This is a genomic window from Acidobacteriota bacterium, from assembly GCA_016195325.1.
Taxonomy (GTDB): Bacteria; Acidobacteriota; Polarisedimenticolia; order JACPZX01; family JACPZX01; genus JACPZX01.
In genome coordinates, this window is the sequence record JACPZX010000107.1 from 1 (window position 1) to 21,321 (window position 21,321).

General features: G+C 67.6%; 15 protein-coding genes. 8 read left to right on the plus strand and 7 right to left on the minus strand.

What is annotated here, in order from left to right; all coding sequences use genetic code 11:
• Positions 1-87: 87 nt before the first annotated feature.
• The gene (locus HY049_18335) at positions 88-336 is read right to left on the minus strand and encodes a ribbon-helix-helix protein, CopG family (protein MBI3450859.1); all 249 of its coding nucleotides are present in this window, start codon (positions 334-336) and stop codon (positions 88-90) included.
• A 129-nt stretch (positions 337-465) separates the two neighbouring features.
• Here HY049_18335 and HY049_18340 point away from each other — a divergent pair, with 129 nt between their 5' ends.
• The 3 genes from HY049_18340 (at position 466) to HY049_18350 (ending at position 3,714) form a co-directional block, all read left to right on the plus strand.
• Positions 466-789, plus strand: a complete 324-nt coding sequence (locus HY049_18340; GenBank protein MBI3450860.1) for an antibiotic biosynthesis monooxygenase — start codon at positions 466-468, stop codon at positions 787-789.
• Positions 790-821: 32 nt separating this feature from the next.
• A complete protein-coding gene (locus HY049_18345) occupies positions 822-1,322 on the plus strand; it encodes a pyridoxamine 5'-phosphate oxidase family protein (GenBank protein ID MBI3450861.1) in 501 nt (166 codons plus the stop codon).
• A 100-nt stretch (positions 1,323-1,422) separates the two neighbouring features.
• Positions 1,423-3,714, plus strand: a complete 2,292-nt coding sequence (locus HY049_18350; protein MBI3450862.1) for a hypothetical protein — start codon at positions 1,423-1,425, stop codon at positions 3,712-3,714.
• On the opposite strand, the gene HY049_18355 is transcribed toward HY049_18350, so the two are convergent.
• From HY049_18355 to kdsB, 6 genes are all read right to left on the minus strand, one after another.
• Positions 3,711-4,862, minus strand: a complete 1,152-nt coding sequence (locus HY049_18355) for an aminotransferase class I/II-fold pyridoxal phosphate-dependent enzyme (protein ID MBI3450863.1) — start codon at positions 4,860-4,862, stop codon at positions 3,711-3,713. The genes HY049_18350 and HY049_18355 overlap by 4 nt on opposite strands.
• A 4-nt stretch (positions 4,863-4,866) precedes the next feature.
• Positions 4,867-7,461 (minus strand): DEAD/DEAH box helicase, encoded by a 2,595-nt coding sequence (locus HY049_18360; protein MBI3450864.1) that lies wholly within the window; start codon positions 7,459-7,461, stop codon positions 4,867-4,869.
• A gap of 1,241 nt (positions 7,462-8,702) precedes the next feature.
• Positions 8,703-9,524 (minus strand): TIGR04255 family protein, encoded by an 822-nt coding sequence (locus HY049_18365; protein MBI3450865.1) that lies wholly within the window; start codon positions 9,522-9,524, stop codon positions 8,703-8,705.
• Between the two features lie 169 nt (positions 9,525-9,693).
• A complete protein-coding gene (locus tag HY049_18370; protein MBI3450866.1) occupies positions 9,694-10,677 on the minus strand; it encodes a KpsF/GutQ family sugar-phosphate isomerase in 984 nt (327 codons plus the stop codon).
• A 7-nt stretch (positions 10,678-10,684) separates the two neighbouring features.
• Positions 10,685-12,385 (minus strand): CTP synthase, encoded by a 1,701-nt coding sequence (locus tag HY049_18375; GenBank protein MBI3450867.1) that lies wholly within the window; start codon positions 12,383-12,385, stop codon positions 10,685-10,687.
• The gene (kdsB, locus tag HY049_18380; GenBank protein MBI3450868.1) at positions 12,382-13,200 is read right to left on the minus strand and encodes a 3-deoxy-manno-octulosonate cytidylyltransferase; all 819 of its coding nucleotides are present in this window, start codon (positions 13,198-13,200) and stop codon (positions 12,382-12,384) included. Before kdsB ends, HY049_18375 begins: the two co-directional genes overlap by 4 nt.
• 84 nt (positions 13,201-13,284) lie before the next feature.
• On the opposite strand from kdsB, the gene HY049_18385 reads away from it, so the two are divergent.
• The 5 genes from HY049_18385 to HY049_18405 all read left to right on the plus strand — a co-directional run bounded on the left by HY049_18385 (position 13,285) and on the right by HY049_18405 (position 21,262).
• Entirely contained in the window at positions 13,285-14,343 is a 1,059-nt protein-coding gene (locus tag HY049_18385; protein MBI3450869.1) for an ABC transporter ATP-binding protein, read from the plus strand.
• Positions 14,340-15,176 (plus strand): ABC transporter permease, encoded by an 837-nt coding sequence (locus tag HY049_18390; GenBank protein ID MBI3450870.1) that lies wholly within the window; start codon positions 14,340-14,342, stop codon positions 15,174-15,176. The genes HY049_18385 and HY049_18390 overlap by 4 nt, the downstream gene beginning before the upstream one ends.
• 70 nt (positions 15,177-15,246) lie before the next feature.
• Positions 15,247-17,295 carry a hypothetical protein gene (locus tag HY049_18395; protein ID MBI3450871.1) on the plus strand — a complete coding sequence of 683 codons (2,049 nt, stop codon included), beginning with the start codon at positions 15,247-15,249 and terminating at the stop codon, positions 17,293-17,295.
• Positions 17,292-19,283, plus strand: coding sequence for a hypothetical protein (locus HY049_18400; GenBank protein MBI3450872.1), 1,992 nt, complete (start codon positions 17,292-17,294; stop codon positions 19,281-19,283). Before HY049_18395 ends, HY049_18400 begins: the two co-directional genes overlap by 4 nt.
• A complete protein-coding gene (locus HY049_18405; GenBank protein ID MBI3450873.1) occupies positions 19,280-21,262 on the plus strand; it encodes a DUF3857 domain-containing protein in 1,983 nt (660 codons plus the stop codon). The genes HY049_18400 and HY049_18405 overlap by 4 nt, the downstream gene beginning before the upstream one ends.
• The last annotated feature ends 59 nt before the right edge of the window (positions 21,263-21,321 follow it).

The following is a 21,321-nucleotide window of genomic DNA, read 5'->3' on the forward strand; positions in this document are numbered from 1 at the left end:
ACTCACTCACGAGCCGCAGGCATCGGTCGTGCTCGGCGCACTGTCCATTGGCCGCGTAGAGCAGGACATTTGTGTCCACGACGAACACTACGGCTTCTTCTCGTCGTCGCCGTCGTCCTCGAGCGCGGCGTACAGGGCCTCCCGGTCCGTGATGTCGACGAGGAACGGGCCCAGGTTGAGTGTCGGCAGGGGAGGGAGATGGTTCGTCTTCGGTTTCTCCTTGAGGAAGAGGCGAAGGGCGTCCTCGACCAGCTCGGAGATCGTGCAACCGGTCTTCGCGGCCCGCTCCTTCAGCCGCTCCATGACGGTATCGTGGATGATGAGCGTGGTCTTCATACGGTAAACCATACATGCGGTACGGTAATCCGTCAAGTCCCTGCGGGCCTCCGGCCCGTCCAGACCGCTATCATATTGATCTGTCACCGCCCCCCCCTTCCGCAGATGGAGGACCCGATGGATTCCCCGATCTCCCCCATCGCCACGACGCCGAATCCCCCGTACTATGCCGTCATCTTCACGTCGCGCCGGACGGACGGCGACGCCGGCTACGCCGCCATGTCGGAGAGGATGGTCGACCTCGCCTCCCGGCGCCCGGGATTCCTGGGCCTCGAGAGCGTGCGCGGCGCCGACGGCGCGGGGATCACCGTGTCGTACTGGGAGAGCGAGGAGGCGATCGCCGGGTGGAAGCGCGACGTCGAGCACCTGGGGGCGCAGCGGCAGGGGCGGGAGCGTTGGTACGAGGACTACGTGGTGCGCGTCGCGAAGGTCGAGCGCGCGTACGGGAGATAACTTCGCGCGCCAGGAGAAGTAGGAATGGCCCGATGCTGACCGACGACATGCGGGCGGTGATCGAGTCCGCGCACCTCTGCTTCGCCGCGACCGTCTCCGCCGACGGCCGCCCCAACCTCTCGCCGAAGGGGACGATCCGCGTCCTCGACGAGGGGCGCCTCTTCTTCCTCGACATCGCCTCGCCCCGAACGCGCGCCAATGTGTCGGCCCGCCGGTGGATGGAGATCAACGTCGTCGAGCACCTGTCGCGGCGCGGCTACCGGTTCTCGGGGCCCGCGTCGGTGCACGTCGACGACGAGATCTACCGCGGGGCGAAGGCGCGGGTCCTCGGGGAGGAGGGGGTCGATTTTCCCGTGGCGTCGGTCATCGTGCTAGCCGTCGAGCGCGCGGAGCCGATCGTTTCCCCCGGGTACGATCACATCGAGACGGAGGCGGAGATGCGCGCTTCGTGGCGCGAGCGGCGGGCGGCCCTCGACCGTGAGTTCGAGGGGTATCTGGCGCGGCGGGGAGGCCGGGGGGCCGGATTGAAATAGGGGATGTAAACGAAAATCGATTGACAGCGCGCGTCGATCGGCGTATGGAATCTCAGGTACCCACTCCCCCGCTTAAGCTTCGCCCGCCGAGAGGTCGACCATGCTCAACACGCCCCGCAGTCCCGTCCGTCTCCTCCTCATCGCCTGCGTTCTCGTTTTGCTCGCCGTCTCGCCAGCCCGGGCTGTCGTCCGGTTCGAGGTGCCGCCGGTCGCGCTCGCGGGGCTCCGCGACAGCGGATCGGGGCCGATGCTCTCCGGGGTTCTTGCGGTCGGCAAGGCGGTCGTCCCCGGTTCCGAGGATCGCGTCGTCGTCGAGTTCGACATCTCGGGGCTGTCGGGGACGATTCCGACGACGACGCTCGGCGTCGGCTACGACATCCTCGCCGGCACGGGCGTGGCGTTCCACCTCTCGGCCTACGAGGGAGACGGTGCCGTCACGCCGAGCGATTTTTCCGCCGGAGCGCTCGTGGCTGAAATCCCTCTCTCCGCCAATTTCACCGCGCTCAGCCTGAACGTGACGGCGGCGGTCCAGGCTGCCATGGACGCACACCAGACCTTCATCGGCTTCCGTATTTCGGGGGAGAATGCCTCGAGTCTGATCGGCCACGACGCCGGGTACCGCAGTCCCGTCCTGACCGTCGGCGGCGTCACGAAGTTCGTCCCGACGATCACGAGCATCAGCCCGGCGCGGGTCGCGGCCGGATCGGGGGACTTCGTGCTCGAGGTGACCGGGACGAACTTCGTAACCTCCTTCGGGCCCCAGTTCGCTTTCGTTCAATGGGCGGGAAATCCCATCGCGGCCTTTCCACAGTCGCCGACTCGGTTTCTCGCAAACGTTTCCGCAGATCTCGTCGCCGGGCCGGACGTCGTTCCGATCACGGTCGAGTCGCCGGCCCCGATGGGAGGGCTGTCGAACGAGGTGATCCTCACGGTCTTCGACGTGACTTCCATGTACGTCGACGGCGACGCGCCCGGAGATCCGGGCCCCGGCGACCCGAACGTCAGCGATCCCCTCGAGGACGGGACGCCCGATCACCCCTTCGACACGGTTCAGGAGGCTCTCAGCGCCTCGAACGCGACGAGCACCATCCACATAGGCCCCGGCACGTACGTCGAGGATCTGATCATCCCGCGCGACGGCGTCACGCTCGAGGGGAGCGGTGCGGCGACGACGATCCTGCGGGCGAAGGGCCGGACGGTTCTCGACGGGTACAACGATTCCGGTCCGCTGGACGTGGTCATCCGCAACCTGACCTTCGACGGGGGCGACGTGGCGCTCGGGGCCAACGACTACCCCTCGACGGTGACGGTCGAGGACATCGTCCTCCGGGACGGAACCCTTTCGTTCAACTACACGGCCGCCGTCGTCTCGATTTCCAGACTCGACGGTTCGTCGGCATGGCTCAACTTCGCCGCGAGCACCGACGGGATCGTCACTTTCACCCTTGCGGAGAGCGTGATTGGGACCACCTTCGTCGACGGAAGGACCGGATCCAAGATCGACGTCGCGATCGTTCGCACCCGCTTCAACGGGGAGGGTCTAGGAGTCTCGGCGGGGCTCGACGGCCATCGAACCGTCGTCGTCTCCGGATCCGAGTTCCTCTCCGGGGGAATCCAGGTAGGCGCCGGCGGCACGAACTTCATCGGGGTCGATCTCACGGTTACCGGATCGACGTTTCACGACGCCGGGGTCTCGTTCGAGGACGAGAACGCGCAGGGGAATCAGAGCTTCGACGTCAGGATCGAAGCGAATCGGTTCCTCCACACTGGCGTCTCGGTTTTCGGCGTGAGGGGCACCGACGGCGCGAGCGCGGGGCGCATTCGCATCACGAACAACGTCATGGACGGAGTGCCGACGGGAATCGGGGTCACGTGGAGCTACCCGGACGTCGCCCCGGGCTCGACCGTGTCGAGCGGCTACGACCTTCAGATCGTGAACAACACGCTCGTCGACTGCGGTCGCGGGTTCGATCTGACGACGACCGGGACGCGCACCGCGAACGACGGCCAGACGACTCTGATCGAGAACAACATCATCGCCGGGAGCGGCACGGGGGTGAGGGTGACGGGCGGGAGCTTCACGCCGATCACCTTCCAGGCGAACGACGTGAACGGGAGCAGCATCGCGAACTACTCCGGGGACATCGGCAACCGGACCGGCAAGAATTGGAACATCGCCTCGAGCCCGCAGTTCGTGGACCGCGCGGGGCACGAGTTCCGACTGAGGCGGAGGAGCCGCTGCGTCGACGCCGGGCGAATCACTCCCGAGGTCCCCGCGACCGATATCGCGGGGGATCCGCGCGTTCAGGACGGCGACGGCGATGGGATCGCGCTCCCCGACATGGGAGCTTTCGAGCTCAGGAACCGGAACGCGCCTCCGGTCGAGCCCTAAGCCAGGACCGACTTGAAGACGTCACACGCGCGGCGCATCTCGTCGGCGGTTCCGATCGAGATGCGGGCGAAGGTCGTCAGCGGCGGGAAGGGTCGCCCCACCGCCACGCCGTGCGCGCGGCACGCCTCTCGGAAGGCGCGTGAGTCGCGCTTCACGTCCACCATCATGAAGTTGGCGTGCGAGGGGAAAACCTTGAACCCCGCCCCCTCGAAGAACAGCCGGGTCAAATCGCGCGCGTCGGCGTTGAGCTTCGCCTGCGCCTCGATGTGCCCCTGGAGCTTCAGCGACGTGATCGCCGCCGCCGCGCCCAGACCGTTCACCGAGTCGAAGAGGACGTGCTTACGCATCGCGGCAATCGTCCCGGCCTTCGCGACGGCGTAGCCGACCCTCATTCCCGCCAGGCCGAAGATCTTCGAGAAGGTGCGCGCCACGACGACGCGCGGGCTCTCCATCGCGATCGGCACCGCGGTGCCGTACCCGGGATCGGCGACGAAATCGAAGTACGCCTCGTCCACGAGGATCGTCGTCTCGGGCGACTCTTTCCCCACCCTCGCGATGAACTCGGCAACCTCCCGGGCGGAGCGGATCGCCGCGGTCGGGTTGTTCGGGTTGCAGACGTAGACGAGGCCGGCGCCGGACGCCGCAGGCGCCATGGCGTCGAGGTCGAGCTGGAGCGTCCCCGTCACCGGCACCGCGACGACCTTCGCCCCGCGCGCGTCCGAGAAGCGCGCGAGCGACTCGAACGACGGCGCGGCGGTCACGAGGCCGCGCTCTCCCGACGTGAACGCGGCCGCGCAGGCCTTCAGGATCTCGGTGGATCCGCAGCCGATGAGCACGTTTTCGACCGCGACGCCGTGCCTCATCGCGATCGCCTCCCTCAGGAGGTCCGCGGGCTCGTCGGGGTAGCGGTTCGCCTCCCCGAAGGCCGCGCGCATGGCGTCGAGCGCCGCGGGGGCGGGGCCGTAAGGGTTCTCGTTGCTGTCGATGCGGATGAGCGAGGCCTTCGAGGCGGAGGGGGCCGGCGCGGGATGCTCCTCGGGCGTCGCCGCGAGCGCCTCGCGCCCTCGCGCCGCGAGGATCGAGACCGCCACGGCGCCGAGCCCCGAGGCCGAGGCGCTCCGGATGAAAGATCGTCGCGACAGGCTCATGGATTCACCCTCCGTCGACTTCCAACGCTTCGGCCAGTGCGCGGAACACCGTCGCGAGTGACCGTCTGTGCTCTTCGGCCAGCGTCGGGGCGACCGAGGCGATCGCCCTCGCGAGCGCGGCTGGATCCACCACCCGGCCGGGGGCAGGCCGCGTCCATCCGTCGCCATTCAATTCGGGGGGCGGACTCGAGGGGCGGGGCCGTTCGGCCCGCGCAACCGTCCGCGCGATCGGCGAGGGCTCGCGCTTCGACAGAAGCCCGTCGACCATCTCGCGGAAAGCGCCGCTTCCGCCGGGCGCCGCAATCGTCTCGGCTCCGTCTCGCGACCAGACGTTCTCGAGAATATTCTTCTTGGTCTCGTGCAGGTGGAGCATCCGTTCTTCGATGGAGTTCTTCGTGACGAGGACCACGACCTGGACGGCGCGCTTGGAGCCAATCCGATGCACCCTGGCGATCCGCTGCTCGAGGCGCGACGGGTTCCACGGAAGGTCGAGATTGATCACCGCATCGGCCGCCTGGAGGTTCAGCCCCACGCCCCCGGCATCGGTGCTGATGAAAGCCGCGGGCCCGCTGTGATTGGAGAAAGCGCGAATGAGCGCCGGGCGCCGTCCCACGGCGACGCCGCCGTGCAGGTGAAACGCGGGGAGCCGCAGCTTTCCGCAAGATTCCTCGACCCGCGCGGTCATGTCCGTCCACTCCGAGAAGACGACTGTTTTCCTCTTCTCGCCGAGGCACAGGTCCTGGAGGAGTGCCTCGAGCTCGGCGAGCTTCGGCGCGGGCCCGCCGCCCTTTCCGGGGGACTTCAGCATGTGCGGACCGTCGCAGCAGCGACGCGCGATCGTGAGCAGTCGCTGCATGCGCTCCAGATCTGGGGGCAGTAGGGGCTTCTTGTGCGCGATCTTCGCGACCTGCGCCATCACCTCCTCGTACGTCGCCTCCACGGCGGGGTGCATCGGGACGAAGACAAGTGAGCGAATTCTCTCGGGCAGCTCGAGCGAAACGTCCTCCTTCCGGCGTCGGAGAAACGCCGGCGCGAGGCGCGCGCGGAGGACGTCGAGCTTGCGGTAAAGCAGGACGCGGTGGCCCTCGTCGTCGCGCACGAAGTGATCGCGATCGATTTGCCACAGAGGGGGGAGCAGGCGCTGATCGATGAGCTGCGCGATGGCGTAGGCGTCCTCGATGCGGTTTTCGAGGGGGGTTCCGGTGAGCGCGAAGACGTGTCGCGCGCCAATCGCCTTGAGAACGCGGGCGGTCCGCGTCCTGAGGCCCTTGGCCCGCTGCGCCTCGTCGATGATCAGGAGGTCGGGGGGATGGGCCTGGTGGTGCGGGAGGTCACGCCACACCTGCTCGTAGTGAGTGACGAGCCACGAAGGTCGAGAGGCGATCGTCCCGGCACGCGAAGCCGCCGGCCCCTCAAGTGGGACGGAGTCCTCCTTCAGCCATTTGCGGACTTCGTCCTGCCACCCGCCCCGCAGGCTCGCGGGACAGACGATCGTCACGTGGAGAACCGGCTTCGCCGCCTTGCGGAGCGCCGCGGCCGCGAGAATCGCCTGGACGGTCTTCCCGAGCCCCATCTCGTCGGCGAGGAGCGCCCGTCCCGTCGTCGCCAAGAACTTCGCCCCAGTCCACTGGTAGGGATACGGGTTCAACTCGAGTTGAGGAAGAAGTCTGGCGAAATCGCCGCTCGGAAGGATCGGCCTCCGGCCGACCCGGAGCCTGAGCCAATCGAGTGCGTCGGCCTCTACGTGTTCCCCGAATCCCGAGAGCCAGCGAAGGAGATCCTCCGGATCGCGGGCCAGCGGCCGGAGGGAGTGCCCGGCCTCGTCGAACGCTTCCCGCACCTCCCGCGGCAGCGGCGTCGCGATCGATCGGGCGCCCTTCTCGACGCCGAACAGGCGCGGCTCGATCACCTCACCGAAGTGGAGGTAGACCCGCGAACGGCCGGCGGCTAGGCGATGCCCTCGGGGGGCACGCGCCGGAGGTCTAGAAAGAAACCGCCTCACGCTCTCCACGTGCTTGCACGTGTGGAGCCGGTTCGCCTCGAAGTCGGGGCACTCGCACGAGTGGGGGCCTTCGGCGCCGCCCCGCATGTGCACCAGGTAGGTGAACCCGGAGGCGCTTCCGACGCGGACGAACGGGGGCGTTTCGAATTCCAGCTCGAGCTTCTCGCGGCGGGCTGCGGTGACCCTCTCCTCGAGGGCGCGGCGGCGAGGTGCGTCGGGATCGAGGTGACCGGCGCTCGATGCGGTGGGCCGCGCCGGAACGACCTTCAAGGGCGCCCGCCTGCCGCCGTCGCTCTGGCGCCGCGATCGGGACACGTCGGTTTCGATCAGGGATCGATGAAGGGCCAGCGCCGCGGCCACCTGGTGTTTACAGGGGTTGCGCCATGACGGGCAACTGCACCGATGAACGAGGCGGCCGGCTTCGGACCAGAGAGCGACCTCGAAGTCTCCCGTCCCACCTCGGACGACCGTCGAGATGCTCGATTCCGAGCCGACGAGGTCGCCGACACGAGCCTCCCGCGCGTAACGGGTTCCCTCGCGGAGGGCCTGTCCTTTCGCGCCGGACAGGAATCGTTCGACGGTTCGCAGAGCGATCATGGGGGCGAGATTCCTCCGGAAAGCGCGTGAAGGGTGGACGAGATGGAATGAGCCACGCTATCGCAGCAGGCGTCGCGGGGCAAGGGCTGCGGTAGACGAGAGGCACCCCGGTTGTCGAGGGCGTGGGGGCGGATGGCCCACGACCCGCACCGCAGTTTTCAACGACTCTGGGACGGTAATCGAACCTCAATCGGGAGTCCGACGCGCATGAAGCACCTGGCGAACGCCTGGGAGAGGTGCTCACGGTACGGAGGCCGGAGTCGCAGCCTGGGTCTTCCACGTCCTCTCAACAGTGATTCGAGGAACCCGCGCGGGATTGAAAAGACTTCATGAAACTCGACTACACGGTGATCCGTGACGAGATCTTCCACTCTGCCCTCGTTGAGCATTGCCAGGTTCCAGCGAAACCCACTACAGACGGAGCTGAATTCGCTGGCCCAGGCCTTCTCCGTTGGCACTTGACCTTGCTTGCGCCGTCTAGCCTCCCAACCCTCGCGATACTGATCTAGCGAGAGATGCGGACAGAGGATTGCGTTTTTTACTTTTCCTTGTTCGAGGTCGCATGCCTGAGTCATCACAACAAGATCTGCCCGCTGAATCTCCGAAGCAGACGTCAGTGATTCGGCGGTGTCAGTCGTTGTTACCTGCTCGTTCCACACCAGCACTGGGCAGTCCGGTATGAGATCGCCTTGTGTCAGGCTTTCAGATGCGTCCGCTCGGGAATACCACCCGTCATCCTTCATCGTCATTAGGTGTCGGAGGCCCGAGGATGATTTCGGGCTTCCATTTGGGTAGGTCCATCGTTCGGAACGAGCGTACGGAAACCGCTACGATCTTTCGCTGATGGCTAGGGGCGAAAACACCAAGATCATCCGCGTACTCAGGATCTGGTTGAACGCCTGGTTCCGGGGTCCACGCCGGAACCGTGATGGAGGCGCCAAGTAGCTCAGAGCCACTACCTGCAACCGTGAATGGAGTGTAAGCAGGCCTGATCGTTGTTTCTGTCGAGAACCGAGCGTGCTCGAATGGAACCATGAGAAGCGAGCGCTGTTCGCCCGTGTCGAATGGTGAGACGGCTGTGAGCCGAATGATTGCGCAGAAACCTCCGCGAACAACGTACTTCGGTGACTCCAGGTGGGCGCTTTCGGCCAGGATGTCCGACATGGTGGACGCGCCCGCCAGCCAAGGATTGAGTCGCTCTCCGAATGCCTCTGCCCCGAAGCGTACCGCCGCTGCCCGTCTCATATGCGTTTCTTCCAGGTGGAGTGTTGGATCCCCTCGCTCGTCAGATCTTCAAAGCTCCGAGCGATGCAACCGTGGGCAAGGTCGCACCAACGAACCATCGCGTCCGGACTTGCATCCGAGCTTATACCTCTCGCCGTCAGGTCGAGCGTCAATATCGAGACGTTGTCATCACGCCTAATCGCAGTCGCCACTGATACGCGCAGCCGTCCCGCCCGGTTCGGTAGAGGGAAGCTCGTGTTCCACTCGAAATGCTCGGGATCTGACAAGAATCTTGTCGAGACGTTGCGCCACGTTAGATCAGGGAAGACCAGTCCAATCTCCTGCAATGAATTCCATCCTTGCCCTTGTGGGATGTGGCTGATGTAGCTCAGTTCGTACTGACTCGGTGTGGGTACATTCAGGCCACTCTCTGTCAAGAATCTGAAAAAGGTCGCCTGGTGGCCGCGATATGTCTGAATGAACTTTCGATAGCGCGGATACTCGTCGTTCGGTTGGGTCTTCCGCCAGTTGACCAAGAACCGGTCGCGTTGGATCTGAACGACGGAATTCCCTTCGTCATGCACGAACCAGACTCGGGGAAGCGGAGGAAGAGTGGTGAGTTCCATCGTCGCGCTTTGCGGTTGGTCAAACGACTCCCGGATCGGAACCAGTGGAGGCACGTCCTGGCAGGTCGAGTAGGCCGGCTTGAACTTTTCCCAGAGCAAGCCGATGTGAGGCGTCAAGAACCCTTCCACGGGCTTGAACAACATGCCGCAAACCACTTCGGTGACCGGCGGGTTGTCGAAATCTAGAGATGAAGTCATGGACCCTAGGTTCAAGGTTGCACTCGCTCCGGTTAAGTCGAACTGCCGTGAAGAAGGTGGGAGGTGAACCGACTCGACTTCATATCCAGTCTAATTCCGGTTTCCCCAGTGGGCAAGGACTTCGAGGACTGGCGAGCCTCTCGTCAGTTTGTTCGCGCGTCACGATGAATTGCCGGTCCCACCCTCACACCAACTGCGTTCGCCACAGGTCGTGGAGGTGGACGACCCCTTCGAGGCGCCCCGAGGCGTCCACGACGAGGAGGGCGGTGATGCGGCGCTCCTCCATCCTCTTCAGCGCCACGGCCGCCAGCTCCTCGCGGCCGATCGTGACGGGCGACTTCGACATGATCTCGTCGGCGCGGTGGTTCAGCGGATCGGGATGGCGCTGCATGAGCCGCCTCAGGTCGCCGTCGGTGACGATTCCCTGGACAATCCGGTCCTCGCCGCAGACCGCGGTGAGCCCGAGGCGCTTCTTCGTCATCTCGAGGATCGCGTCGCGCACCGCGGCCTTCGGGGAGACGACGGGGAGCTGATCCCCGGAGTGCATGACCTGCTCGACGCGCAGGACTTTCTTTCCGAGGCGGCCGCCGGGGTGGAGCTGCGCGTAGTCCTCGGGGCGGAATCCCTTCGCCTGGAGGACCGCGATCGCGAGGGCGTCACCGAGCGCCAGCGCCGCCGTCGTCGAGGCGGTCGGCACGAGGTCCATCGGGCAGGCCTCCTGCGAGATGCCGCCGTGGAGGTGGATGTCGCTCTGGACGGCGAGGGTCGAGCCGGTCCTTCCCGTCAGCGAGACGAGCGTGACGCCCAGCCGCTTGATCCTCTCGAGGAGTCTCAGGAGCTCTTCCGTCTCGCCGGAGTTCGACACGGCGAGGACGACGTCTCCGGGGACGACCATGCCGAGGTCCCCGTGGATCGCCTCGGCCGGGTGCATGAAGAGAGCGGGCGTGCCCGTCGAAGCGAAGGTCGCCGCGATCTTGCGGCCGATGTGGCCCGACTTCCCCATGCCGGTCACGACGACGCGTCCGGCGCACGCGTGGATGGCGGCGACGGCCCTCTCGAACGGGGCGCCGTCGGATGCGATCCGATCGTGGACCTCCCGGATCGCCGCCGCCTCGATCTCGAGGACGCGGCGGGCCGTCTCGGCCGGGGACTTGCCGAGGATCTCCACCGCGACGTTACCTCTCGTTCAGCTTCGGGACGGCGGCGCCGCCCTCGTGCCCCGCGCGGGCCGCGCGGGCCGACCGCGCGCGCGAGCCGGCCTGCGCCATCGGCCGCCCGGCGGCTCGGTAGCCGTCCGCCGCCTTGATGAAGTTGACGAAGAGCGGGTGCGGGTGCAGCGGCTTCGACTTGAACTCGGGGTGGAACTGGCAGGCGAGGAACCACGGGTGGTCCTCGATCTCGATCATCTCGACGAACTTCCCGTCGGGGGTCGTCCCGGTGACACGGAGCCCGTGCGACGTGAGCTGCGGGAGGTACTCCTTGTTGACCTCGTAGCGGTGGCGGTGCCTCTCACTGACCTCGCGCGTTCCGTACGCCTGCAGCGCGAAGGAGTGGGGGGCGAGGACGCACTCGTACTTGCCGAGCCGCATCGTGCCGCCGAGCTGATCCACGCCGAGGAGATCGCGCAGCTTGTAGATGACGCGGCTCGGCGTGTCGGGATTGAACTCGCTGCTGTCGGCGTCGGCGATCCCGCAGACGTTCCGCGAGAACTCGATGACCGCGCACTGCAGGCCGAGGCAGATCCCGAAGAACGGAATCTGCCGCTCGCGCGCGAAGCGGATCGCCTCGATCATCCCGGCGACGCCGCGGATGCCGAAGCCGCCCGGGACCAGGATGCCGTCCACCTCGCTGAGCTTCTCCTCGAGCGCGTCCCCCTCCATCTCCTCGGCCTCGATCCACTGGAGGTTGACCTTCACGTTGTTCGCGACGCCGCCGTGGACGAGCGCCTCGCTGAGGCTCTTGTACGAGTCCTCGTAGCCGACGTACTTGCCGACGATGCCGATGGTGACCTCGTCGCGCGGGCTCCTTATCGTCTCGACGAGCCGCTCCCACTCGCGCATGTCTTTGTCGCGGTAGGGGAGGTCGAGGAGCTTCAGGATCATCGCGTCGAGCCCCTCCTGCCCGAGCACGATCGGCACCTCGTAGATCGACTTCACGTCCTGCGCCGTGACGACGCACTCCGGCGGCACGTTGCAGAAGAGGGCGATCTTCTTCTTGAGCGACTTGTCGAGCGGGCGATCGCAGCGGCACAGGAGGATGTCGGGCTGGAGGCCGATCGCCCGCAGCTCCCTCACTGAGTGCTGCGTCGGCTTCGTCTTCAGCTCGCCGGCCGCCGCGATGTAGGGGACGAGCGTGAGGTGGATGACGATCGAGTTCCTGAGGCCGAGCTCGAGGCGGAACTGCCGGATCGCCTCGAGGAACGGGAGCGACTCGATGTCGCCGACGGTGCCGCCGATCTCGCAGATCTGGATGTCGACCCCCTCGGAGGGCTTGAGGATCGCCGCCTTGATCTCGTCGGTGACGTGGGGGATCACCTGCACGGTCGCGCCGAGGTAATCGCCGCGCCGCTCCTTGTTGATGACCGTCTCGTAGATCTTCCCCGTGGTGCAGTTGTGGCTGCGCGTGGTGACGGTGGAGGTGAAGCGCTCGTAGTGGCCGAGGTCGAGGTCGGTCTCGGCGCCGTCGTCGGTGACGTAGACCTCGCCGTGCTGGTACGGGCTCATCGTGCCGGGATCGACGTTGAGGTACGGATCGAACTTCTGGAGCGTGACGGTGAAGCCGCGGCTCTCGAGGAGCCGCCCCATCGACGACGCCGCGAGCCCCTTGCCCAGGCTCGAGACGACCCCCCCGGTGACGAAGATGTACTTCGTGCTCATCGACCCTCCCTGTGAGCCAGCCCGCTCCCGTGGAGGAGCGACCGGACGGTCTCCAGATCCTGAGGCGTGTCCACGTCCATCGTGACGCGCGTGGAGACCACCACGCGCATGCGGCGTCCCGCCTCCAGCACCCTCAGCTGCTCCAGCCCTTCCATCTTCTCGAGCTTCCCCGCCGGCAGCCGCGAGAACTCGGCGAGCGCCGCGCGACGGAAGGCGTAGATGCCGACGTGCCGATGATACCCCGACGTCCTCCCCGGGCGCGCCGCGATCGCGCGCGCGATCGGCTCGATCCCGTCCGCCCCCGTCACGCGCAGGAAGGGGATCGGGCTCCGGCTGAAGTACAGCGCGTCCCCCGCCGCGTCGGTGACGACCTTGCACGTGTTGGGATCGAGTATGTCATCGGACGACGTGAAAGGCTCGGCGAGCGTCGCGTAGCCGAGCTCCGCGTCGTCGTCGAAGGCCGCCACCAGGCCGTCGAGCGCCTCCGGGTCGAGCAGGGGCTCGTCCCCCTGGATGTTCACGACGACGCCGAAGGCCGCCCCCTTCTCCTCGAGGCGGCGCACCGCCTCCTCCGCGCGATCGGTCCCCGAGGCGTGGTCGCGGGACGTCATGATCGCCTCGCCGCCGAAGCCGGCCACCGCGGATCGGATGCGCTCGTCGTCCGTCGCGACGACGATCCGGTCGAGCCTCCGCGCGCGCGAGGCGCGCTCCCACACGTGCTGGATGAGAGGCCTGCCTTCGAGGGATGCGAGGGGTTTTCCGGGGAAGCGTGTCGAGTCGTAGCGCGCGGGGATGACTCCTACGGCGCGGGCCATAGGAGGATCCTGATCAACTCTCGCATCGCGGGATGTTATCGGAGCGCCCCCTCGGGTGTCAAAGATCGGTTAACATCGATCGCGATGGCGAACGCGACGCCGCAGGCGATCGAGATCGAGAACCTCGGCAAGGTCTTCCGGAAACGCCGATCGATCGGCGACACGATCCTCCACCCCTTCAAGAGCCAGGGGGCGGTGCGCGCGCTCGACGGCGTGTCGTTCTCGGTGCGGCCGGGCGAGATCTTCGGCCTCCTCGGCCCCAACGGCGCCGGCAAGACGACGCTCCTCAAGATCCTCTCCTGCCTCGTGAGCCCCACCAGCGGATTCGCGCGCGTCCAGGGCCACGACACGGCGAGCGCCGAGCACCGCGTGAAGAGCTCGATCGGCCTCGTCACGTCGGACGAGCGCTCCTTCTACTGGCGCCTCACGGGGAGGGAGAACCTCCACTTCTTCGCCTCGATCTACAACGTGCCGCGCGATCGCGTCCGCGCCCGCTGCCAGGAGCTGCTCGAGAAGATGGAGATGGCGCCGAAGGCGGATCAGCCCTTCATGGAGTACTCGACCGGCACCAAGCAGCGCCTCGCCATCGCCCGCGCCCTCCTCCACGATCCTCCCGTCATCTTCATGGACGAGCCGACGCGCTCGCTCGATCCGACGGCGGCGAAGCACATCCGCGAGTTCGTCGTCGGGACGCTGAACCGCAAAGAGGGGAAGACGATCCTCCTCGCGACGCACAACCTCCCCGAGGCGGAATCGCTCTGCCGCCGCCTCGTCATCCTCCACCTCGCGAAGGTCCGGCGCTTCGGGACGATGGAGGAGGTCCGCTCGTGGGAGACCTCGCGCGAGCGCTACGCGATCGAGATCGCGGGCCTCTCCGCGACGCGCATCCTCCAGGGCGGCGACGGCGCGCTGCACTTCGCGGGGTGCGCCCTCGAGGTGCGCGCCCCCGAGGCGGGGGGGCCGGCCGATCGCGTCGTCGTCGACGTGCGCGTCGACGCGGGGGGGGCGGCGCTCACCGAGCTGCTGCGCCGTCTCCTCGCGGCGGGGGGGACGATCCTCTCCTGCTCGCGCCGCGAGGCGAGCCTCCAGGAGGTCTTCGATCTCGTCGCGGGAGAAGGGGCAGGCGAGGGGGCGGAGTCGTGAGGCTCGTCTCCGTCCTCCTCAAGGCGTGGGCTTTCATCCGGCGCGATCTCGCCATCGAGATGTCGTACCGGAGCGCTTTCGTCCTCCAGTTCATGGGGGTCTTCGTCTCGGTCGGAATCTGGTTCTTCCTCTCCGACATGTTCCGCGGGATGGCCCCCGCCATGAAGGGGGTCGAGGGGGGGGAGTACTTCCCCTTCATCCTCGTCGGCGTCGCCTTCTACCACTACCTCACGGTCGCGCTCACCGCCTTCGCCTCGCGCGTGCGGAACGAGCAGCTCACGGGAACGCTCGAGGCGATGCTCGTCTCGCCGACCCGCACCCCCACGCTCGTCCTCGCCTCGTCGCTGTGGGACTTCGTCTTCACGTCGTTCCGCGTCGTCGTCTACCTCGCCGTCGGCGTCGCGGTCGCCTGGATCGCGGGGCGGCCGATCGCCATCCACGCGAGCGGCGTCCTCCCGTCGGTCGTCGTCCTCGGGCTGACGATCCTCTCCTTCTGCGGCATCGGGATCATCGTCGCGTCGAGCGTCATCTACTTCAAGCGCGGCGAGTCGATCAACTCGTTCGTGACCAGCGCCTCGGCCCTCATCGGCGGCGTCTTCTACCCGACGCAGGCGCTCCCTCCGTGGCTGCAGTCGATGTCGTCGTTCCTCCCGATCACCTACGCCCTCCGCGGGATCCGCCGGGCGCTCCTCTCGGGGGCGTCGTTCGGGGATCTCCTTCCGGAAATCCAGGTGCTGGCGCTCTTCGCGCTGGTGCTCGTGCCGGTGGGGCTCGTCGTCTTCCGGTGGTCGCTCAGGCTGGCGCGGCGGGACGGAACGCTGGTGCAGTACTAGGCTTCGCCCCGCGGTTGAGCGGAGATAGGCGGATGTGTTACAAACACTCCGCCTGCATTCAATCTCCCCCATGACCAACCGCCACGTCGCTGTCGCGCTCACAGCTATCGGTTTCCTCGCCGCGATGTCGGCTCGTGCCGTCGCAGCCGTTGCCGCTGAGAAGGCCGCGCCCCAGATCCCGATCAACATCGAGCCAGGTCCTTCCGTGATGTCCGATGCGGAGAAGGCGATGGTTTTCGACGCCGAGGGAAGCCGCCACGCCGGCGTCATCCTCCTCGAGGAATCACTCCGGGACGATGTGAGGGGAGGAGACCCGCAGATCCCGGGGCGCAAGCCCGAGGCCGCGTACGGCATCAACGCGTTTCACCGGCGCGCGAAGATCCTCTCCGCCGACGCGCGCGAGCTGGCGAACGTCGAGATCTTCCTTGCCGACAAGGCGGCGACGGTCGTCCAGTGGTGGGGCCGCACAATCCTTCCGGACGGTAAGGTCCTCGAGCTGAAGCGGGAGGCTCTGACTGAGATCCCCGTAATCAAGTACGGCCGCAACAACCAGCGAGCGTTCCGCGGGGCTCTCGTCGGCGTCGAACCGGGGTGCGTCATCGACTACGGGTGGGTGGTGCGAACCCCGACATATCCGTGGATGAGCCGCGTCATCCTTCAGCACCGCTGGCCGGTGCAGAGGACGCATCACGAGTGGAATCCGAACCCGTATCTCCGGACGGGCTGCCTCCTGTCACGCGCCTCGGGGATGGATCTGCACGCCTCCCAGCGCGGGCACGCCTGCGTCGTGGACGGCCGCGACCTTCCTCCGGCTACTGAGGAGCCCTACATGCCGCCTGACGCGGAGGTCCGCCCTGCCGCGACCTTCGCGTACGCCCTGCCCGTCCCACCGGGCGAGAACGTCTGGGATTTCGCCGGCAAGTTCCTCGAGACGCAGCTCCACGAGTTCGCGCCCTCGGATCGACGCGCGCTCAAGGCGCTCGAGGAGACTCACGTCGCCCCAGACGGCCCGCCGGGCGGAAAGGCCCGCGCCATCCACGACTGGATGGCTCGCAACCTGGAGCAGGCCGACTACCCGGGATCGGACCCCAGCCTGTCGCCGGCCCGGCATAACGCCGAGATCTTCGGGACCTTCGACCGAGTCTTCGCCGAGAAGCGGGGAAACCCGCTACAGCTCGCCATGGCCTTCGCAGTGCTCGTGCGCGCGGCCGGCGAAGAGGCAAACCTCGCACTGGCGCCGGACCGCAGCGAGCACGACTGGGATCCGCGCCTGCTCACGTTGAGCCAGTTCGAAGAGCTCCTCGTTGCCACGAAGGCTCCGGGGGCGGCCATCGAAACCGCCGCCGTCTCGGCTCCCGTCTCCGGACTTCCGTTCGGGCAGATCCCCTGGTGGACCGCCGGGGGGAAGGCCCTCGTCGAGACGGCGACGGGCCACAAGGAAATTACGCTCGCCGCGTCGGCTGCCGAGGATAACGTGGCGCGCACCGAGGGGACGGTCACCTTCGATGGCTCGGGTGACGCGCTCGTGAAATTCACCCGAGCGCAGTCGGGGCAGAGCGGATACTCCGACCGACGCAACCTCCCCACCATGTCGGAGTCGGCGCGCAGGGACGCGCTCGAGAGGGTGTGCGGCGCCGGTCCCGATTTCGATGTCTCGGAGTCGGCGTTCACCTCCTCCGGGAAGTCGCCCGACGAGCTCACCTATCGTTGCGAGGGACGCGTCGGCGGCGCGGGCGCCGCGACGAGCTCCGCAGCACGGGGGTTCAGCCTCGACGGCCCGTGGCACTATTCGCTTCCCGACGTCACGAGCTCGGTCCGGTACTACCCGATCGTCCTTCAATTCCCGCGGTCGGAGATCTTGAGGCTGACCATCTCTCCCGGCGAGGGGTTCGTCGCGACCGAGCTCCCGGAGGCGATCTCGCTCGACCCTCCCTTCGGGCATTTCTCGTTCTCCATCACCCAATCGTCGGGCGCCTACGTTGTCCGACGGGAGCTGTCGCTGAAGCTCGCGCGCCTCGATGCATCCGACTACGACAGGTTCAGGGAGTTCCTTCTCGAAGTCCGCCTCGCCGATCGCACGCAGCTCCGGTTCGTGAAGTCTGGAGCGCCCCGATCGTGACCGCCCTGCACGTCGCGGTCGTCGCTGCGCTCCTCAGCCCCCTCGCCTCCGGCTTCCCGCCCGCGTCGGGCGTCGAGCCCGACAGCCCGTTCGTCGCGCCCGGCCCACCGACCATCTCGGCCGAGGAGCGAGCCCTCGCCGCCGATCCGAACGCGCGGGCCCATGACGGCGTCTTCCTCACCGTCGAGACCGAGCAGGACGACACCGGCGTGATGGACCGGACGAGCTACCACCTGCGCGCGATCGTTCTCACCAATGAAGGACGGAGCGTCGCCGAGGTGGCGATCCCCATCGAGAGCCCCGAAGGCTCCATCAAGACCTGGTGGGGGCGGACGCTTCTCCCCGACGGATCGGTGCTCGAGCTCGAGCAGTCCGAGCTCACGGAGCGTGTCGTCCAGACGAGATGGGGAAAGCCCCGGCGCGTCTTCCACGGGATCCTCCCGGGGGTCGTCCCCGGATGCGTCGTCGATCTCGGGTGGACCGTGAGGGACACGAGCGAGAGCCTTCTGCGGCACGTCTCCATCCAGAGGGAGTGGCCCGTGAGGCGCTTCGCGTACCACTGGCTGCCGTCGATGACGAGGGGGGCCGGCTGGGACATCACGAGCGGGGAGCGGCTCTCAATCGATCAGCACAAGGAGAAGCTCTCGCTCGTCGTCACGGCGCAGAACCTCCCCGCCGTGGTCGAGGAGCCGCTGATGCCCGCCCCCGACGAATCGCGCGCGACGCTGTGGATGTACCAGGCGTCGTACGTCAGCGTCGGGGCGCAGGACTTCTGGAACATCTTCGCGAAGCGGACGGAGGACCAGCTCACCGCGTTCTCGAGCTTCAGGCCGCCCGTCGACAGCGCGCTCGACGCGATGGCGATCCCTGACGGCGCCGATCTCACGACGAAGCTGCGCACCGCGTACGACTGGCTGGGGGCGCACGTGAAGGACGCTCGGCTGGTCACCGCCGAGGAAGGGGAGACCGGCCCCGCGCGCCCCCCTCGGAAGGAGCGGCTCCCGGGGGAGATCCTGGCCTCGGGGGAGGGGTCGTCCGCGGAGCTGGCGCGGCTCTACGTCGTCTTCGCCCGGCGTCTCGGCGCCGAGGCCGAGCTGATCTTCTCCCCCGACCGGACGGATCACTACTGGCACCACGACGTCAAGACGCTCGACCAGTTCGATGGGGTGATGGCCGCCGTCCGCGCGCGCGGGGAGCCCGACGAGAAGCTCGTCTTCGTCAGCCCGGGGTCCGGGCTCCCGTACGGCGATGTCCCGTGGTGGTTCACGGGGGTGCCGGGGCTTCTCGCCACCCGGAAGGGGGCCCGCTCCGTCATCGTGTGGGACGCGCTCGCGAAGGAGAACGCCTCCGACACGCGCGTCGAGGTCTCCCTGGCCCTCTCGGGAGCCGCGTCGGTGGGCCGGCACCGCGCCTGCGCGGGGCAGCAGGGCTACGGCGACCGGATCGCGCTCCGCGGGATGCGCCCGGACGCGCGGAAGCGGCGGCTCGACGAGCTGTGCGGCGACGGCCGGGGGATCGAGGTTCGTCGCGCCGAGGCCCCCGGGCTCGATCGTCTCGACGCGTCGCTTCGCCTCGAGTGCGACGGCGCGGTCGCCGCGCCCGCGCCCGAGGCTGGGACGGCCGACGTCTTCTTCGTCCTCGAGGGGCCATGGTTCAACGCCGTGCCGAATCTGACGGCCGCGAAGCGCATCCACCCCGTGGTCCTGGATTTCCCGGCGATCGACAGGTCGGTGATCGACGTGGGGGCCCCGCCTGGATTCGTGGCCGCGGAGCCTCCCGCGACGGTGACGCTCCGGAACGACGAGGGGAGCTACTCGCTCGCGGTCGAGAGGACGGAAGGGGGATTCCGCGTTCGCCGGGAGTTCACCCGCCTGCCGCTCGCGATCAAGCCCGCGGACTACCGCCCCTTTCGCGACTTCCTCCAGGCCGTCCGCCTCGCCGATCGCACGCGGCTCCGGTTCGTGAAGGCGGGGGCTCCCCGATCGTGAGACGGCTCCCCGTGGCCCTCGCGGCCGCTCTCGCGCTCTCCACTCCCGCCTTCGGCGCCGGCAAGTCCGCGTTCGGGCCCATCGCGCCCGGATCGACGACCATGACCGACGACGAGAAGGCGATCGTTTCCGACCCGAATGCCGGCGCCGAGCAGGGAGTCGTCCTCGTCGAGGAGACCGAGCAGGACGACACCGGGAAGCTCGACCGGACGAGATTTCACCTGCGCGCCAAGATCCTCTCGACCGACGCACGGAGCCTTGGCGACATCTCGATTCCCCTCGAGAGCGAAGTCGGCTACGTCAAGGAGTGGTGGGGGCGTACGATCCTCCCCGACGGCGCCGTTCTGGAGCTCAAGCAGAGCGAGTTGAAAGAGCAGATCCTCGAGACGAAGCGGAAGAAATCGGTGCGCGCGCTCAAGGCGATCCTTCCGGGCGTCGCTCCCGGATGCGTCGTGGACTTCGGCTGGACGGTCTGGGACACCAGCCAGAAGAGCCTTCGCCACGTCCCGATTCAGCTCGAGTGGCCGGTGCGAAACTTCAGATATCACTGGCTGCCGCCGACGGACCACGGGACCGGATGGGGGATCACGCACCGCGAGGGGCTGACCATCGAGCAGGCCAAGGAAGGGCTCACGCTCGTCGTCACGGGGCGCGACCTCCCCGCGGTCGCCGACGAGCCCTTCATGCCGCCCGGGGACGAAGGTCGCGCGACGCTCTGGATGTATCACACTTCCTTCTTCAGCACCGACGCGCAGGACTTCTGGAACACGTACGCGAAGGGGATCGAGAGCCAGCTGAACACATTTGCGAGCTTCAGGCCGCCGGTCGACAAGGCGATGACCGCGATGGAGATACCCGAGGGCGCCGACCTGATGACGAAGCTCCGGAAGGCCTACGACTGGCTCGGGGCTCACGTGAAGCACGCGGCCCTTCTCTCGGCCGAGGAGGACGCCGAGGCGCAGCGCGCGCTCGACGCGTCGAAGGACCGCCTCGCCGGGGAGGTGCTGCGATCCGGCGTGGGGGCGAGCGACGAGATCGCGTGGCTCTACGTGACGATCGCCCGCCGCCTCGGCGCGGAAGCGAGCCTCGTCCTCGCCGCGGATCGATCGGACCACTACTGGCACCCCGACGTGAAGACGATGTCCCAGTTCGACGGGACGCTCGTCGCGGTGCGCGCACGCGGCGAGCCGGACGAGAAGCTGGTTTTCGTGAGCCCGTCGTCGGGGCTCCCCTTCGGCGAGGTGGCGTGGTGGTACACCGGAATACCGGCGCTGCTCGTCTCCGAGCGCGGCGCACGTTCCGTCGTCGTGTGGGACGCGCCGGCGAAGCAAAACGTCTCGGACTCGCGCGTCGATCTCTCGTTCGACGCCGAGGGGGAGGGGACGGTTCGCTGGCTCCGGAGCGGCGCCGGCCAGCAGGGGTACCTCGACAGGCTTTCGATGCGCGCCCTGCCGCCCGACGATCGCCGGCGGCGAATGGACCAGATGTGCGGCTCCGGCAGCGCGATGGAGATCGGCCAGGCGGAGATGCCGGCGCTCGCCCTTCTCAACTCGAAGTTCCTGCTCCGGTGCGAAGGGACTCTCGCCGGATCGGGCCCAACGGCTGAAACGGGTGAGTTCACGATCGAAATCGGCGGCCCCTGGATCCCGACCGTCCCCGAGCTCACGGCCGCGACGCGCACATACCCGGTCGTCCTCGACTTCCCGGCGGTCGATCTCCTCGTGATGGAGGTGTCGGCGCCCCCCGGGTACGCCCCGGCCGACCCCCCGGCGCCGGTCAAGCTCGAGGGCGACAGCGGAAGCTACGTCCTGAACATCGAGAGGACCGCGGGGGGATTCAAGATCCAGCGGAACTTCGCGCGCCTCCCGCTTGTCGTGAAGCCCGCGGACTACCGCCCCTTCCGCGACTTCCTCCAGGCCGTTCGCCTCGCCGACCGCACGCGGCTCCGGTTCGTGAAGGCGGAGGCCCCCCGATCGTGAGACGGCTCCCAGTGGCCCTCGCGGCCGCTCTCGCGTGCGGCCTCCTTCTCTGCGTCGCG

Excerpts from the sequence above, each read along its gene's own strand:
- HY049_18335 (MBI3450859.1), bottom strand. The coding sequence starts at position 336 with ATGAAGACCACGCTCATCATCCACGATACCGTCATGGAGCGGCTGAAG.
- HY049_18345 (MBI3450861.1), top strand. The coding sequence starts at position 822 with ATGCTGACCGACGACATGCGGGCGGTGATCGAGTCCGCGCACCTCTGC.
- HY049_18350 (MBI3450862.1), top strand. The coding sequence starts at position 1,423 with ATGCTCAACACGCCCCGCAGTCCCGTCCGTCTCCTCCTCATCGCCTGC.
- HY049_18355 (MBI3450863.1), bottom strand. The coding sequence starts at position 4,862 with ATGAGCCTGTCGCGACGATCTTTCATCCGGAGCGCCTCGGCCTCGGGG.
- HY049_18360 (MBI3450864.1), bottom strand. The coding sequence starts at position 7,461 with ATGATCGCTCTGCGAACCGTCGAACGATTCCTGTCCGGCGCGAAAGGA.
- HY049_18375 (MBI3450867.1), bottom strand. The coding sequence starts at position 12,385 with ATGAGCACGAAGTACATCTTCGTCACCGGGGGGGTCGTCTCGAGCCTG.
- kdsB (MBI3450868.1), bottom strand. The coding sequence starts at position 13,200 with ATGGCCCGCGCCGTAGGAGTCATCCCCGCGCGCTACGACTCGACACGC.
- HY049_18385 (MBI3450869.1), top strand. The coding sequence starts at position 13,285 with ATGGCGAACGCGACGCCGCAGGCGATCGAGATCGAGAACCTCGGCAAG.
- HY049_18395 (MBI3450871.1), top strand. The coding sequence starts at position 15,247 with ATGACCAACCGCCACGTCGCTGTCGCGCTCACAGCTATCGGTTTCCTC.